Here is a 16,229-nt window from a genome sequence, read left to right on the forward strand (position 1 = left end):
TCGCCGCACCATACGACGCGCCTGCCCATCCCCAGCATTGATCCACCCACCCCAGCAAGAGCCATCAGAAACGACCTAGGGGGTGTCTTCGACGTAGCGTCGTCCGGCCGTTAGGCCGGGGGCCGCCGGGGGTACCTCCCAGCGGTAGCTGGGGGAGTCTGGTGCGTGCGATCGCAAGGCGGAGGGAGGAGAGCGCCGGGGGTACCTCCCAGCCCGGAGGGCCTGGGGGAGGGTACCTCCCGCCCGGAGGGCCTGGGGGAGGGTACCTCCCGCCCGGAGGGCCTGGGGGAGGGCTGCGCTGACGACCGACAACGTCGCGAGCGTGCGTGCCAGGCGTCGCGGCCCAGACGGGACGTTGAAGACACCCCCTAGGTCTCAGGGCCTGGGTCGTCGCGTCTGCGACCATGGAGGAGTGATGGAGATTCCGCGCGGCAGCTTGCAGACGCAGACCTTTTACGAGCAGGTCGGCGGCGAGGAGACCTTCCGACGGCTCGTGCACCGGTTCTACCAGGGCGTGGCGGAAGATCCGCTGCTGCGTCCCATGTACCCGGAGGAGGACCTCGGCCCGGCCGAGGAGCGCCTGGCGCTCTTCCTGATGCAGTACTGGGGCGGCCCCCGCACGTACAGCGACAACCGCGGCCACCCGCGGCTGCGCATGCGGCACGCACCGTTCAAGGTCGATCAGGCGGCCCACGACGCCTGGCTCCGGCACATGCGCGACGCCGTCGAGAGCCTGGAACTGGCCCCCGAGCACGAGCGTCAGCTCTGGGACTACCTCGTGTACGCGGCCAGGTCCATGGTCAACTCCGCCGACTGACCCCCCTCCCGTGCCCCGGCCGGGGCACGGGGACACGGAGCGGGGGCAGGGGAAAACGGGCGGGGAAACGGGGAGGGCGGGCGCTCACACAGGGGTGGCGCTCACACAGGGCTGACGCCCACACAAGGGTGGCACTCACACAGGGGTGACGCTCAGCCCCGAGCCGCGTTCGCCGAGGCGGCGTACCACCACGGAGCCGTAGGGCGTACGCAGCCGCAGCCACGTGCCAGCGCGCAGCAGCGACACGGGCTCCTTGCCGCGCAGGAACCCCAGCGCGTGTGCCGCGTGCGCCGCGCGCAGCGGAAGTTCCGTCCTGCCCAGGGGCCGCGACCAGATCTCCTCCGCGAGCGCGTCCAGCTCCTCGCGGGTGGGATTGCGCTGCCCCACCCCCAGCTTCTCGGCGCGCTCGCGGAACTCGCCGACCGCCGCGGCGGCGACAGCGCGCACCGCGTCCGGCGGGACGTCGGCGAACGCCTGCCAGCCGCCCTTCGGCGGCAGCACCCCGGCCCAGGGCGGGCCCGTGACGGCGCTGGGAACGGTCACCGTCTCGGTCTTCTCCTCGACGCCTTCCAGGAGTTCACCCGCGGAGACCGTGACGTCCAGCTCCACCGGCTCCAGCAGGCGCCCGGTCAGGACGGCCAGCACCTCGAACCGCGCGGGCTTGGCGAAGACCGCCGCGACGCCGCCGCCCGCCTGGATACGGACGGCCGCGTTCTTCTCCCAGCGCAGCAGCCGCCCCAGGAACGCGACGAGCCCCGCCGCCTCTCCAGGGTCAGCGAATACCAGCCGCCGCTGCCGCACTGTCATCGAAATAGCCCTCCAGGAACCCCTTCTCGGCGGCCGTGAGCCGCCGGGGGCGTTCCTTCTCCAGGTTGTACGGCACGACGATCGTCTGCGCCCGTACGTACACCGTGTCCGCGTCCTTGACCTCGTACGCCACCGTCGTGGACGCCGCACTGATCTTGGTCACCCATGTCTCGATGGTGACCGGCGTGTGCCGGTGCACCAGCGGACGCAGGTAGTCGATCTCGTGCCGCGCCACGACGGTGCCGCCCGTGAACGGTGCGACCTCACCGGCCTGGTCCCCCTCGCCCTCGCCCGCGTCCGTTTCCGCCGACGACGCCGCCTCCCGCGCCAGCCGGAACATGAAGTCGATGCGGGCCTCCTCCAGATAGCGGAGGAAGACCACGTTGTTGACGTGCCCGAAGGCATCCATGTCCGACCAGCGCAGGGGGCACTGGTATGTGTGTCGCACGCTCAGCTCGCCTGCCCCGTCCTCAGCCGCGCGTGAGCTTCTTGTAGGTCGCGCGGTGCGGACGGGCCGCGTCCGGGCCCAGCCGCTCGATCTTGTTCTTCTCGTACGACTCGAAGTTGCCCTCGAACCAGAACCACTTGGACTCCCCCTCGTAGGCGAGAATGTGGGTGGCCACGCGGTCCAGGAACCAGCGGTCGTGGGAGACGACCACGGCGCAGCCGGGGAAGTCCAGCAGCGCGTTCTCCAGGGAGGAGAGCGTCTCCACGTCGAGGTCGTTCGTCGGCTCGTCGAGGAGGAGCAGGTTGCCGCCCTGCTTGAGCGTCAGCGCCAGGTTCAGGCGGTTGCGCTCACCGCCGGAGAGGACGCCCGCGGGCTTCTGCTGGTCCGGGCCCTTGAAACCGAACGCCGACACGTACGCGCGCGAGGGCATCTCGACCTGGCCGACGTTGATGTAGTCCAGCTCGTCCGAGACGACCGCCCACAGCGTCTTCTTGGGGTCGATGTTCTCGCGGCTCTGGTCGACGTAGGAGATCTTGACCGTGTCACCGACCTTGATGGCGCCCGCGTCCGGCTCCTCCAGGCCCTGGATCATCTTGAACAGCGTCGTCTTGCCCGCGCCGTTCGGGCCGATGACGCCGACGATGCCGTTGCGCGGGAGGGTGAAGGAGAGGTCGTCGATGAGGACCTTGTCGCCGAACGCCTTGTGGAGGTGCTCGACCTCGACGACGACGTTGCCCAGTCGCGGGCCCGGCGGGATCTGGATCTCCTCGAAGTCCAGCTTCCTGGTCTTCTCGGCCTCGGCGGCCATCTCCTCGTAACGGGTCAGACGGGCCCTCGACTTGGCCTGCCGCCCCTTGGCGTTGGAGCGCACCCAGTCCAGCTCGTCCTTGAGACGCTTCTGGCGCTTGGCGTCCTTCTGGCCCTCGACCTTGAGACGGGCCTGCTTCTTCTCCAGGTAGGTGGAGTAGTTGCCCTCGTAGCCCACGGCACGGCCGCGGTCCAGCTCCATGATCCACTCGGCGACGTTGTCCAGGAAGTACCTGTCGTGCGTGATCGCGATGACGGTGCCGGGGTACTTCGCGAGGTGCTGCTCCAGCCACTGGACGGACTCGGCGTCCAGGTGGTTGGTGGGCTCGTCGAGGAGGAGCAGGTCGGGCTGCTCCAGCAGGAGCTTGCAGAGCGCGACGCGGCGCTTCTCACCACCGGAGAGGTTGACCACGGGCCAGTCGCCAGGCGGGCAGCCCAGGGCGTCCATGGCCTGCTCGAGCTGGGCGTCGAGGTCCCAGGCGTTGGCGTGGTCGAGCTTCTCCTGGAGCTGGCCCATCTCCTCCATCAGCGCGTCGGAGTAGTCGGTGGCCATCTCTTCGGCGATCTCGTTGAAGCGGTCGAGCTTCGCCTTGATCTCCGCGACGCCGTCCTGCACGTTCTCCAGCACGGTCTTCGTCTCGTCCAGCGGCGGCTCCTGGAGCAGGATGCCGACGCTGTAACCGGGAGAGAGGAACGCGTCACCGTTGGACGGCTGCTCCAGCCCGGCCATGATCTTCAGCACCGTGGACTTACCGGCGCCGTTCGGGCCCACGACACCGATCTTCGCGCCGGGCAGAAAGCTCAGGGTGACGTCGTCGAGGATCACCTTGTCGCCGTGCGCCTTGCGCGCCTTGCGCATGGTGTAGATGTACTCAGCCAAGAGGAACCGTCCGGCAATCTGTAGGTGTCGAAGCGGCGGGAGCCGCCGCGCAGGTCATCACGCGACGGGGTGCCGCGTGGTCGGGCGCGACATCGCCGCGTAGGCATATAGAACCCATCTTGCCGCACACCCCCGCCAGGCCCGAAACGGGGCGGTCACCGCCCCGGCCCGGCACCGGCCCCCGGACCGCCCTTCCGGGACGGCTCCAGGGCCCGGCCACGTCACGCGCCGGCCCGTCTCCGCGCGCGGTACGTGTAGGTGTGCGTAGGTGTGCGTAGCCGTGCGGCTACTCCTTGCCGTCGGCCTTCTCGGCGCTCCCGGTGCTCGCGTCGCCCTCGGTGCTCGGGGTGCCCTCGGCCGTCTCGGGGCCACGCCTGCGTACGGCGAGGACCGCCACACCGCCGACGACCACCAGGCCGATGGCGATGCCGATGATCCACGGGGTGCTGCTGCTGGCACCGGTCTCGGCGAGGTCGGCGGAGCCGTCCGCGGTGGCGCCCTCCCCGCCGCCGACCGTGGCCGGCTGGGTCTGCGGCGCCATGTCCGCCTCGTCCTGTGTGCTCACGGCGCTCGCCGTGGCGCAGTCCAGCACTCCGGAGAAGGTCTTCTCGAAACCGTGGGGCCCGGAGATCGCTATCCGGTAGGGCTGGTCCTCCTCGACGGGCACCGTGATCGTGTCCTTGCCGCCCACGGGTATCTCGTGCTTCTCGCCGGAGAGGCGGAAGGCGAAGGGCTCGTCACCGCCGTTGGTCACGGTGACGTCCACACCGCCCTTGGCGCAGTTCTTCTGGGCGGTGGCGGCGGGTATCGCTCCGCCGTCGGCCCAGTTCGCCGTCGCGGTCGCGGAGACCGTGGAGGAGCTGGACCCGGCGAGTATCTGCGTCTGGCTCTTGGCGTGCTCGCCGACGCCCGCGAAGGTGCGGCCCACGGGGACCTTGGCCGAGGTCTGCACGGTGAGTGAGGTACTGCCGGGATCCGTGTCCTCCGGCACGTCGAAATACAGCTCGGTGCCGTTACGGGCCGTGTCCACGGGCTTGCCGTCCTTGCCGACGAGGTGGACGCCGCTGGTCGCGGCGTCGGCAGCGGGTGCCACGGCCACGCTCGGCTCGCTCGTGCGCACCGTGACGGGACCGATCCTGCCGCCCGCCTTGCCCGAGACCTCGGCGGGTTCGAGGCTCAGCGAGGCACGGGGCTCGGAGACGTTCCGGGCGGCCTTCTCCAGGTGGTCGGCGAGCTTCTCGGCGTCCGGATCGAGGGCCTCCACCTCGGCGTCGTCGGAATACCGCCATATCGCGACCTGTGTACCCGCCGCCGCCGTGTCCGGCGTGAGCCTCTTGGCACCGGACGACTTCGCGAGCGACTGGAGGTCATTGACCTGCGGATACGAGTGCCGCAGGATCCAGCGGATCTTCCCCGCGTCCTTGTTCGCGTGCAGCGAGGAAGCGCTGGAGGGCACCTCCTGATAACGCGCCTGCTCCTGGGTGGGGTTGTCGACGTCCACGCAGTAGGACTGGAGGGTGCCTCCGCCCTGGACCCCCATCTCGAAGAGCCCGGCCCCGGTCTTTCTGCTCTCGCCGTCCTTGCGGACCACCGCCTGGTCGTAGATCTCCAGGCCGTGCAGTGTCGCCGTCGCACCGCCGTGCGGCGACGGCGCGCCCGCGGCGGCGGCCGGACCCGCGCCGACCAGTGCCCCGGCAGCGAGCAGCCCTGCTGAGGCCACTGCCGCGACAGCCCGGCGAACGATGGCCCGCCTGCGTACAAACGTCATGGTCTTCCCCTCTGGGCGAGACGGGCGGCGATGGCAGTCGCCCCCGTGGTGGTGTCTCGCCCATGAACGCTCAACCCCCGTCAGCTACGCGACGGATCGTAGAGAGCAGGCGTAACACGTTCCCCATCAATCCCGGCGCACAAGCGTTCTGACTCGCAATCGTTATCAGCGAATCCGAACGGACCGGGACGTTCACGACCCGGCCCGCTGACCTGGAACAACCGCGCCGGGAACCGCAGTTGCCCACATCACACTCCCGTCCGGCTCGTTTTCCGGCTTCCCTCCGGACCCCTTATCCGGCCCCTCTTCCAGTGCCAGGGGCACGCGTTCCTCCCCGCCCGAAGGGGGCGCCTCCAGCGCCGCCGGTTCCGGCACCGCATCGCCCGGCGGCACGCCGCCGCCTCCCCGCTCACCTTCGTCCGGCACGCCCGGGAAGGGCGCCGAGAAGGAAGGAGAAGGGGAAAGAGAAAGGGAAGGGGAGGGCGTCAGGCCCGGCTTCGCCTGGACCACGCGGACGAAGGCCGAGGTGCCGCGCGAGAGGTCGTGCCCGACCGTCGACGCGGTCAGATCCGCGGCCACGAAGCGCCGCCCCTCCTTCTCGCCCTCCCGGATCCGCAACTGCCCCTGCACGATGACCGGCTCGCCGACGGCCACCGATGACGCGACGTTCGCGGCGAGACCGCGCCAGGCCCATACCGTGAAAAAGCTGGTGTACGCGTCCGACCAGCAGCCCCGTTGCTGGTCGAAGCGCCGGACCGTGCTCGCGAGCCGGAACCGGGCGACGGGGGCCCCGGACGCCGACGTCTTGAACTCGACCCGCGTCGCCGCGTTCCCCACCACCGTCACATGTGCCTCATGCACAGCAAACCGCCTCCCCCTGGGCGACCGCCGCTCTCACGACGGCCGCCGCGTCTCGTGCTCTCCGGGCCGTCCCTTGCTCCGGCCCCGCGGAGATTCCAGGATGCACGTCTCCGGCGATGCCGGGCGGATCCATCCCAAAGCTGGGTATGACGCGCCAGTTGTGGATAACTCCCTCACCCGACCGAGTGAGACGGAGAGGTGAGGGTGCCAGTCAGGTCGTCCCGGGACCCGGCGGGCCCTAGATCCCGACGCGGTCCCCCGCGGCGATCACGTACTGCTCCCGCACCTCCCTGTACCGCAGCAGTTCCGCGGCCACCGGCTCCAGCACCCGCGTACGGCCGCACCCCGCCGCCAGGCGCCGCAGACGGCGCTCCTCCTCCAGCCCGTACGCGCGTGCCGGGCCCCTCGCCGCGGTACGGCACCCCCAGGCCAGCAGCGGTCCGCCGAGCGAGCCGCCCGCCATCAGCAGCACCGGAAGCCATCCCGCGCCGTCGCTCAGCCCGGCCATCGCGGCGAGCAGCCACAGCACGCCCAGCAACTGGAGCGCCGTCAGCAGCCCCTGGGCCGTGGTCGCCGCCGTCCACCACGGCGGGCGCGGCCTCGGGCCCCCGGCGGCCGGCGCGAAGTCCGCGCCGGAGCAACCGGAGTCCTCCGCCCCCACCCGCTCCGGCGCTTCCTCCCGTACGGCCTCGTCCAGCGCCTCCGGCAGCGCCTCGGCGCCGCGCCAGGCCGCGTCGCGCACCGTCAGCGCCCATGCCTCGGGCAGCCCGGCCGAGGCGCGCTCCGACAGCTCCCGTACGGCCTGTGCCACCACAGGGCGCGCGACGCTCGGTCCCGGACGCGGGGGGTCCGCTTCCCCATCCGCTTCCTCGTCCGCGCCGTGCACGACGCCGCCGTCCGTCGAGCCCGACGGGACCGACGGGACCGCCACGTCACCGTTCCGCCGGGCCCCCGCCTCGGCACCCGCCCTGTACCGGCGCAGCAGCCGCGACCACGACGTACCGCACGAGCGCTCCGCGTGCCGCAGCCACGCACGCTCCGCCGCCTGGCCCGCCGCCGTGGCGCCCACGGCCGAGGCCAGGCGGTCCTCGAAGTCCTCCCGTACGCGCTCCGTCAGGCCCACGGGTTCCTGGGCGCACTCCACGCCTGCCGCCCCGGTGACGGGAGCGAGGCCAGAGCCCGGACCCGGGGCCGGGTCCGCGTAGACCGGACGCAGGCGTTCCACGGCGCCGTCCACGTCGGCACTCAGGCGCAGTACGGGCGCGTTCCTGGTGGCGACGAAATCGGCGAGTTCGGCGCGGAGTTCCGCGACGCCGTCACCGGTGAGCGCCGAGGTCGCCAGCACGCGCGCTCCGGGCTCGCCGTGCTCGCCCAGCGCCATGCCGTCCTCGTCCAGCAGCCGCCGCAGGTCGTCGAGGACCGTGCCCGTGGCCTCGCCCGGCAGCCGGTCGGTCTGGTTCAGTACGACGAAGGTGACCTCCGCGTATCCGGCGAGCGGGCGCAGATAGCGCTCGTGCAGCACCGCGTCGGCGTACTTCTCGGGGTCCACCACCCAGACCACCGCGTCGACCAGCCGCAGCAGCTTGTCGACCTGCTCCCTGTGGCCCTCGGCGACCGAGTCGTGGTCGGGCAGGTCGATCAGCACGAGCCCGTCCAGCGGGGTGGCCGGTGCGGTGTCCGTGCGCGCGGCGCCTCTGTTCGCGGCGTCCGTGCTCGCGGGATCCGTGCTCGCGAGGTCCGTGCTCGTGGAATCCGTCTCCCGTTCCGCCTGGGGGCCAGGGGCCGGGCGGCCGTGTTCCGGAACCGTCCGGTCCGTGGCGCGGTGACGCACGTCCGGCGCGATGCCGAGGCGGTCGAGGAGGCCGTCGGCGCCGCCCGCTTCCTCAGCCTCCCAGGTGCAGGCCACCGGCAGGGCCGTGGTGGGCCGACGCATTCCGGTCTCGGAGAAGCGTCCTTCGGCGAGCGCGTTGAAGAGCGACGACTTCCCGCTGCCGGTCGCCCCGGCGATCGCGACGGTCGTGTAAGCGCGGGGCAGCCGCCCCCGGGCGCCCGCCTCGTCGAGTACGCGCCCCGCCTCGGCCAGTTCCCGCCCCTCCACGCGCGCCCGCGACAGCCCGATCAGCTCGCGCAGCGCCCCGAGCCGCTGCCGCAGCGCGTCGTCGCCGGGATGGGAGCCGGGGCGAGGGCCGGAGCCGGGGCCGGGCCGCTGCGGCCCGCGCACGTACGCGTCGCGGCCGTACGCATCACGGTCGTACGGGTCGCGGCGCGAGTCAGCGGTTCGCCCTGTGACGGCCATGGGCGCCTCCCGCGACACCGGGTCCCCCGGGCCTCGCGCTTCCTGTTCTCGCTGACGGTTCCGTTCGCGCTCCAGCTCGCGCTCCCTCTCCCGTTCGTGGCGGGCCTCGGCCCTGCGCGCCGCCGTGGCCGGGCCGAGGGTCGCGCGGCGCGCGATCAGCCCGTCGTTCCAGGAGCGCCCGTGCACGCTCGCGTCCGCGCTCGCCTCGTCCGGCACGGTTACGGCGCCGCCCCCTGCTGACGGCTCCGAATCCGGCTCCGGCTCCCCGGCCGCCGACGTCCCCTGGACCCCTGCCTCGACGTCTCGCTCTTCGTCCCCCTCCCCGGGGAAACCACCCGTACGGGCGTTCTCGGACGACATCCCCGTCACCTCTCCCTCTGCCACTGCGCCACCTCCCGCTCCCGCACCCGCGCTCCGGGCCGTTCCGCCTGAGCGGCGTGCAGCACGGAGAACGCGGCGATCAGTTCCACCTGCGGATCCGCGGTGGCCTCCAGTTCCTCCAGTGGCGCCAGCCGACGGGCGCGTTCCCCATACAGCACCCGCTCCACATAGGTGGACAGGAGCCGCCGTCCGCTCCGACGGAGGCGCTTCGCGCCCTCGGCGCCCAGGAGTCCGTGGAGCGTCCGGTAGGCGTCCCGGGCCCGTTCGCCGCCCAGCAGCGCCGTCGCGAGGAGCCCCGCGGCCTCGTCCGCCTCGGCGACGGACGTCCGCTCGGCGGCCCTCGCCTCCTCCTCGGCCAGCTCTACGAGGCAGCGGCGCCAGCGCCGTACGAGCACGCCCATCCGCCCGCGCGCCTCCTCCCCGGCCTCCCCGGCTCCACCTGCCGTGTCGGGGACACCCACCGCGCTCCCCGCGCTCCCCGTGTCGACGGCACCCACGGCACCCCCCATGGCGACCGCCGGGGCACCCGGCTCGCCGCGCCAGGCGCCGTTCGCGCGCTCGTCCGCCGACGCGACGGCACCGGCGAGGAGCGCGGTGAGTCCGTCCTCGAAGGCGTCCAGGAGTTCGTCGCCGCCGCTGTCCACGGGGAAGCCGCGCCAGTGCGCGGCGGCGTCACCGGCCAGCAGTTCGCCGTCGTCGATCCGCTGCCGTACGCGCGCCGCGGCCTCCTCGTACGCCTCCTCGATGTGCCCCATCAGGCGCTGGGCGGCGGCGTGCTGCGCGGCGGCGGCGTTCGCGAGGGCGCCGACGCGGGGGCGCAGGGACGCGAGCGCGCCCGTCGCCGTACGTTCGGCCGCGACCGCGCGCGCGGCGGGATCCCGCGCCCGCTGGGTCAGCCACTCGCGCAGCCCCGCCACGGCGGTGACCGGCAGCAGTCCTGAGCCGCCGGCGGACTCGGGCAGTTCGGGGATGGTGAAGCGGGGTACGTCGGCGAGCCCGTCCCGGTCGAGGAGCAGCCCGTACTGCCGGGCCACGTCGGGCGCGATCTGGTGCGGCACCCGGTCCAGGACGGTGGCGAGCGTGACGTCGTACTCCTTCGCGGTGCGCAGCAGATGCCACGGCACCGCGTCCCCGTAGCGCGCTGCGGTCGTCACCAGGACCCAGATGTCGGCGGCGCAGAGCAGTTCGGCGGCGAGGTCGCGATTGCGGGCGACGAGAGAGTCGATGTCGGGGGCGTCGAGCAGGGCGAGGCCAGGGGGGAGCGCGGGGTCGGTCTCGATACGGAGCGCGCGGGCCTGGCCCGCGCCGTCGGAGCCGCGCTCGGCCTCCTCCTCAGCGGCGAGCAGTTCGTCGTCGGTGACGTCCACGACGCCACCCGCGCCGCCCGAGCCGCGCCCGCCACCCCCACAGCTCCCGTCATCGGTGCCCCCCGTGCCCCCGGAGCCCCCCGAGTCGCCGGAGCCCGACACGCCCGGCGGACGGCCGTCCTGCCGGGGCATCCAGACGCGCCCGAGACGGGGCAGCACCCGCTGCCCCGCGAACCAGTGGTGGTCGTCCGGATGGCACACCAGCACCGGAGTGCGCGTGGTGGGGCGCAGCACGCCCGCCTCGCTGACCCTGCGCCCGACGAGGGAGTTGACGAGTGTCGACTTGCCCGCACCCGTCGAACCGCCGATGACGGCGAGCAGGGGAGCCTCGGGCGCGCGCAGCCGTGGGAGCAGGTAGTCGTCGAGCTGGTCGAGCAGCTCGTCCCGCGAACGGCGCGCACGCTCGGCGCCCGCCAACGGCAGCGGAAAGCGTGCGGCGGCGACGCGGTCGCGCAGCGCGGTCAACGCGTCGAGAACTTCGGGCCGTACGTCCAAGATCGCCACACGGGCAGAATGCCCAATTTTGGCGGGTTTTTGAAGCGTATCCACGGCCCTGCGCATGGAAAACAACGGCATTCGCTCGGCAATTGCCCCATTCGCCCCATGTGGCCCAAAGAACGGCCCCGCCGCAGCGGGCGCAGCCATAACGACTGAGCAACACCCTCACGGCGCGCCGCAAAAACCGCTGCACAAATCGCACCCGCCTGCGATTATCGGGACCGCTTCACTGAACCTCCACATGGTGTCGCGGACGTGAAGCAAGCGGTGCGAGCTACCCGGACCCCTATCCTTGACCCCGCCATGGTCACCCGGAGGCGCGCACGCCCATCCGCGACCAGGACTGGCCCCCGTAGCTCAGTGGATAGAGCAGGCGCCTTCTAAGCGCTTGGCCGCAGGTTCGAGTCCTGCCGGGGGCGCCTCATCGGCACGGCGGACAGCCCTCCCTCCGGGAGGGCTTTTTCACTGATCTTTGCTGGTCAGAGGCACTCTAGTGCTGACCGCGTAGCGGCGGCGTAAATTCCCGTCGACTCGGCTCCACTCGCACGGCGGCGGCTGACCGGAACCCGTGCGCGACCGTGCGGCGAGAAGACCGCCTTGCGCGCCTTGCCCCAGACACGCCGGAAGACTGATCCGGTGCCCCGGCCCCTCGTCGTCACCGGGGCCGACAGCACTCCTGCGCCACGGAGACGAAGGCCGACTTCGCCCTCTTGAGTTCATCCGGCCTCTCATGGCGCCGCAGGCAGTCGACAAGGTGCTGCGCGGCGGCAGCAGCCTCGGGCGGGCCCTCCAGGGTCACCCCGCCCAAGGCGCGTTGCAGCAGAACGTCATCGTCGGCCTGGCCCCGCCCGCTCCGCTCGGTGAGAATCCTCGCCTCAGCGGCTCCGAGGAATTCCATGTAGGTCTGGCGGCGAAGCGCGAACTCGCGCTGCACGGACTCGGCGCGAAGCGTCGTGTGAACCGATTCGAGCAACGCGTCCGCCTGGCGGTCTCCCGCGTGACGTGCCGCGGCGGCCTGCCGGATACCGGCGCTGCGGGTGTACCAGCCGGTTACCGCACTGCCCGCGACCGCCGAGCCAGCGGCGATCACGGCGACAACCCAGTCACTCATGCCATCATCCTCCCGATCGGCCCCTGCTCGCCGCATCATCTCCGCCGAACGTGCGGCACGGATCACGCTCCGCCCCCTTCAAAGAGCGGCCGATAGGATGGGATCATGTCGCCCGACGACGCGAATGAACCTACCGTGACCTGCGGAAACAGTGGAACCCTTCCGCCGAGCCCCGGTAGAATGAAGGATTACGGGCGACGGGCGACGGGCGACGGGCGACGGGCGACGGGCGACGGGCGACGGGCGACGGGCGACGGGTCTTGTTCGCGGCCCGCTCGGCAGTTGCCCTGTACCGCCTGCTCGACGTTCTTCCCGTCTTCTCCGGAGACGTCAGGATCACCCGCCTGTTCACACTCATCCCCGGCTCCGACTTCGGAACCGACGCCTTCTCGGCGATCGACGCTCTCGGCGGTCGCACAGTGCCGTGGAGCGAGGCGTGCGACGACTCGTACGACCTGATCGTCGCCGCGAGCCCGAAGGGCGACCTCAGGCTGCTGCGCGGCCCACGCGTCCTCGTGCCGCACGGCGCGGGTTTCAACAAAACAATCCGCAGCGAAGGTTCGGCCCATGCGGCGTCCGGACTGGACCCGGCGTATCTGCGACGCGCCCACGACCACGCTCCGGCAGCCCTGCATGCCCTGGCCCACCCGGAGCAGGTCACCAGGCTGGCCACCGCGGACCCGCGGGCCGCCCGGCGTGCGAAGGTGATCGGCGATCTCACTCTGGAACGCGTACTCGCCTCGGCCCCCTTGCGTGAGCGTTACCGGGCGGCACTGGGGACCGGCGCCCGCGAGCTGCTGGTCCTGGCCTCCACCTGGGGGCCCGAATCCCTGATCCGGCGGCATCCCGGACTGCCCGCCCAGCTCGCGGCACACCTGCCGTACGACGAGTACCAGCTGGCGCTCGTGATCCATCCGAACGAGCGCAGTTCGCTGGGGAAGTACGAGCTGGCCGAACGTCTCGCGCCGGCCCTCGACGCGGGAATGGTCCTGCCTGACCCGCACGAGGAGTGGGCCTCCACTCTGATCGCCGGGGACGCCCTGGTAACCGACCACGGATCGGCCGCCCTGTACTACTGCGCCGCGCGGGACCGGCCCGTCGTGAGCGTCCACCCAGGCGGCGGCGAACTGATACCCGGCAGCCCGATGGGCGTACTCCTCGACCGGATACCGCGGCTGGAAAGCACCGGGAACATCGCCGAGAACATCGCCGACGCACTGCGCGCGTACCGGCCGGGCCCCGGGCACGCCGCCGCTCAGGCCGCGTTCGCGCCCGTCAGTGACGCGATGGACCGGCTGCGACGCGAGGTCTACGCCCTGCTCGGCCTCGCGCCACCCGGCCACGACGTCACGCCCCGGCTGCTGCCCTCGCCCGTGCCCGCGCCACGTGTTCCGGCGGCGTTCGACGTCCACGTGGTGACCGGCGCGGCCGGCGTCCGGATCACCAGACATCCGGCCGGCACAGGGCCCCCCGGCCACCACCTGGCCGTGGAACACGGCGCCGCCAGTGAACGGCTGGCCCGTTCCGCCGGTCTGTTGTTCCGTCGTCCTCTCCCGCCGTCCGCCGCCCCCGTGGACCTGGCCTGGACCGCCGACGGGTGGACCCGGTACGCCCTGTCCGCCTACCCGGGCTGCCGTTCGGCGGCGGCTGTACTGCCGGACGGCGCATGCCTGCTCCGGATGCGCGGTCACGAGCGGGCCTACTCCGTCCGGGCCGAGCCGCGGTCCGCTTCAGGCCGCGTGACACGGATCGACCCGGCCATCGGCCTGTCGGCCGTACACGCGGGGCTGACCTCCCACGAGCCCGCCGCGGACGGCCGCACCACGCTGAACTGCCTCGTGGGCGAGCGGACATTCCACATCACCCTCCGCCCCGCCACGAACGCCGAAGCCGAGCAAGTGATCTAGCCCAGAGTTGCCCCAGAGCTGCCCCAAAGCCGTCCCAGGACTGCCCCAGAGCTGCCCCGGAGCTATCCCAGGCCGTTGCGCCGCCGGAAGGTCTGTGCGGCCGCGCGGTGCTCTTCGGCCTCCGCCAGGTGGCCTTCGGCCGTGTCCAGTTCGGCGAGCGCGTCATGGACGCGTGCCAGATCGAAGCCCGAGCGACGTTCGTCGGCCTGTCCGAGCGACCGCTGGTACAGCTCACGGGCCTCACCCGTCAGGCCGAGGCGGTACAGCACGCCTGCGAGAGCGAACGCCGAGCGTCCGATCAGCCTCTCGCGCCTCTCCTCCACGAACCCGGCATGCGCGTCGGACAGCAGCCGGCGGGCCGTCTCGAGGTCACCCGTCTTCGCGCTCGCCTCTCCCATCCGATAGGTCTGGAGCAGGGCACCGTAGGCGTTGGGAATCGCCCGGTGCATGTCGCGGGCGGCCGTGAAGTCGGCCAGCGCGGCATCCCACTCGCCTCGCGCGGCCTTGAGCATGCCGCGATGCTCGACGGCCGAGGCGGCGAGCTTCCGGTCCCGTACGGAGTCCCCCAGCAGTTCAGCCGCGGACATCGCACCGTCGATCTGCTCCTGGGCCTCGCGCAGCCGCTCCGACTCCCACAGCGGCCTGGCGAGCTGACAGCGCGTGCGCACCAGCCATCCAGCGTCGCCCCCGTGCCGGACCGCCGCGTCCACGGCGCGCCGGAAGACATCGACGACCTCGGACTGGTGCGGGTGGTCGAGGGCGTGCGTCCACACGGGCTCGGACAGGGCCACGGTCTCCGTGTCCATCCCCCGGGCGTGCGCCAGGCGCGAGCACGCGAACAGCACATGCCGTTCCTCGTCCAGCCAGCGAGCCGCGCTTACGGCGTATCCGGCCCGGGTCTCGCCGTCAGCGGCCGTATCCGGGTCCTCCAGTGGAACGTCCGGCGCGCCGGGGACCGGATCGAGACGGTCCACGACGGTCAGCCGACGGCCGGCCGCGAACCGGTCGGCGAGCTGGGCCTGGCGGGCGAACCAGCGCAGCAGCCTGGCCTGTGAGGCGGCCGTCTCCTCCTCCGCCGTCTCCTGGCGGGACCGTCGCAGGGCGTGCGCGCGCAGCAGCCCCAGCAGCCTCATCTGGCCGGTCTCCGTCAGCGACAGCGGGCGCAGATCCAGTAATCCGGCTCCCCCGAGCTCCTCCAAGGCGTCCCGGCAGTCCTCCAGCCTCAGCCCCGACAGGGCGGTGGCGGAGTGCAGGGTGAACGTCTCGCCGGGATGGTGCGCCAGCGAGCGGTAGAGGGAAGCCGCCGGGCGGGAGAGATCGGCGTAGAACGCGTCCCAGAGCTGCTCCACGCCGGACAGGCCCTTCTCGTTCAGCTCGGCCGTGAGGTCGGCGAGGAGACGGGAGAGCGGACGCAGCCGGTGCGTACGTACCCACTGGCCGGCTACGTGCAGCGCCGCTGGAAGGCCGCCGCACAACCGGACGATCTTCCGCGTCGCCTCCGGGTCCGAGGCCAGCCGGTGGTCAGGGACGATCCGCTCCAGCAGCTCTGCCGCCGCCTGGTCGTCCAGTGGCGGCAGGGCCAGATCCACCGCGGCGCCCGCTTCGAAATCGTGGAGCGGACCGTGGCTCGTGACGATCACCACGCTGTCGCCCGACGACGGGAGCAGGGGGACGACCTCCGAGGCGTAGCGGGCATTGTCCAGCAGGAGGACCATTTTTGCTTCAGAGGTCCTGTTCCAGAACTGCCTGCACCGGGCCGCGTACTGCGCCTGCACCAGGTCCGGCGCCACGCCGAGGGAGTCCAGCAACCGGGACAGCACATCACCGGGGTCCAGCACGCCGTCCACCCGGAAGTCGTCCAGATCGACGGACAGCACGCCGTCCGTGAACGGGTAGCGGTCCCCGAGAGCGCGGGCGATCAGGACTGCCAGCTCCGTCTTGCCCAGGCCGCCGGGGCCGCTGAGCGCCAGCACCAGCGGCCGGGAACGGCTCCGCCAGTCCGTCACGGCGCGCAGGGCGCGTTCCCGCTCGTCGTCACGGTTGACAAAGTGCACCGGTTCCGGTGGAAGTTCGACCCTCACGACAGCCCCCTTGACTCTCTGTAGTGCCCTGCACACACTGCCCCGTGATCACGCACTCTAGACACTTCGACCGGCCGGCGTCTGGTGCCGCCGAAGGTCCGGGTCCGGCAGGTCGGAGTTCCGGGCGCTGTGCGCGCTCGGCCGGTCCTGGAGCGGCACGGCAGCGCGTCACTCGTGCCTTCTACCGGAATTGCGCGACA

Annotated in this window: 11 protein-coding genes and 1 tRNA gene; 3 read left to right on the forward strand and 9 right to left on the reverse strand. The window is 72.0% G+C overall.

What is annotated here, in order from left to right; all coding sequences use genetic code 11:
- The first annotated feature begins 412 nt into the window (after positions 1–412).
- Positions 413–817: a globin gene (locus tag ACYVOO_RS08760; protein ID WP_453345554.1), complete on the forward strand. Its 405-nt coding sequence runs from the start codon at positions 413–415 to the stop codon at positions 815–817.
- 135 nt (positions 818–952) lie between these two features.
- On the opposite strand, the gene ACYVOO_RS08765 is transcribed toward ACYVOO_RS08760, so the two are convergent.
- The 7 genes from ACYVOO_RS08765 to ACYVOO_RS08795 form a co-directional block, all read right to left on the reverse strand.
- The gene (locus ACYVOO_RS08765) at positions 953–1,624 is read right to left on the reverse strand and encodes a hypothetical protein (RefSeq protein ID WP_461015060.1); all 672 of its coding nucleotides are present in this window, start codon (positions 1,622–1,624) and stop codon (positions 953–955) included.
- A complete protein-coding gene (locus ACYVOO_RS08770; RefSeq protein ID WP_461015061.1) occupies positions 1,590–2,072 on the reverse strand; it encodes an acyl-CoA thioesterase in 483 nt (160 codons plus the stop codon). Before ACYVOO_RS08770 ends, ACYVOO_RS08765 begins: the two co-directional genes overlap by 35 nt.
- Before the next feature lie 22 nt (positions 2,073–2,094).
- Positions 2,095–3,759, reverse strand: coding sequence for an energy-dependent translational throttle protein EttA (gene ettA / locus ACYVOO_RS08775; protein WP_453345557.1), 1,665 nt, complete (start codon positions 3,757–3,759; stop codon positions 2,095–2,097).
- A gap of 286 nt (positions 3,760–4,045) precedes the next feature.
- The gene (locus ACYVOO_RS08780) at positions 4,046–5,527 is read right to left on the reverse strand and encodes a thioester domain-containing protein (protein WP_461015062.1); all 1,482 of its coding nucleotides are present in this window, start codon (positions 5,525–5,527) and stop codon (positions 4,046–4,048) included.
- 192 nt (positions 5,528–5,719) lie between these two features.
- Positions 5,720–6,388 (reverse strand): single-stranded DNA-binding protein, encoded by a 669-nt coding sequence (locus tag ACYVOO_RS08785; protein ID WP_461015063.1) that lies wholly within the window; start codon positions 6,386–6,388, stop codon positions 5,720–5,722.
- A 238-nt stretch (positions 6,389–6,626) separates the two neighbouring features.
- Positions 6,627–9,044: a dynamin family protein gene (locus ACYVOO_RS08790; RefSeq protein WP_461015064.1), complete on the reverse strand. Its 2,418-nt coding sequence runs from the start codon at positions 9,042–9,044 to the stop codon at positions 6,627–6,629.
- Positions 9,045–9,049: 5 nt separating this feature from the next.
- Positions 9,050–10,993 carry a GTPase domain-containing protein gene (locus tag ACYVOO_RS08795; RefSeq protein WP_461015065.1) on the reverse strand — a complete coding sequence of 648 codons (1,944 nt, stop codon included), beginning with the start codon at positions 10,991–10,993 and terminating at the stop codon, positions 9,050–9,052.
- A 283-nt stretch (positions 10,994–11,276) separates the two neighbouring features.
- Between ACYVOO_RS08795 and ACYVOO_RS08800 the strand changes: the two genes are divergently transcribed.
- Positions 11,277–11,349 (forward strand) — tRNA-Arg (locus ACYVOO_RS08800).
- Between the two features lie 236 nt (positions 11,350–11,585).
- Here ACYVOO_RS08800 and ACYVOO_RS08805 read toward each other — a convergent pair.
- Positions 11,586–12,041 carry a hypothetical protein gene (locus ACYVOO_RS08805; RefSeq protein ID WP_461015066.1) on the reverse strand — a complete coding sequence of 152 codons (456 nt, stop codon included), beginning with the start codon at positions 12,039–12,041 and terminating at the stop codon, positions 11,586–11,588.
- Positions 12,042–12,301: 260 nt separating this feature from the next.
- Between ACYVOO_RS08805 and ACYVOO_RS08810 the strand changes: the two genes are divergently transcribed.
- The gene (locus ACYVOO_RS08810; protein WP_461015067.1) at positions 12,302–13,948 is read left to right on the forward strand and encodes a translation initiation factor 2; all 1,647 of its coding nucleotides are present in this window, start codon (positions 12,302–12,304) and stop codon (positions 13,946–13,948) included.
- 62 nt (positions 13,949–14,010) lie between these two features.
- On the opposite strand, the gene ACYVOO_RS08815 is transcribed toward ACYVOO_RS08810, so the two are convergent.
- Positions 14,011–16,029, reverse strand: a complete 2,019-nt coding sequence (locus tag ACYVOO_RS08815) for an NB-ARC domain-containing protein (protein WP_461015068.1) — start codon at positions 16,027–16,029, stop codon at positions 14,011–14,013.
- Positions 16,030–16,229 lie beyond the last annotated feature (200 nt).

Source organism: Streptomyces daliensis, from assembly GCF_054782395.1.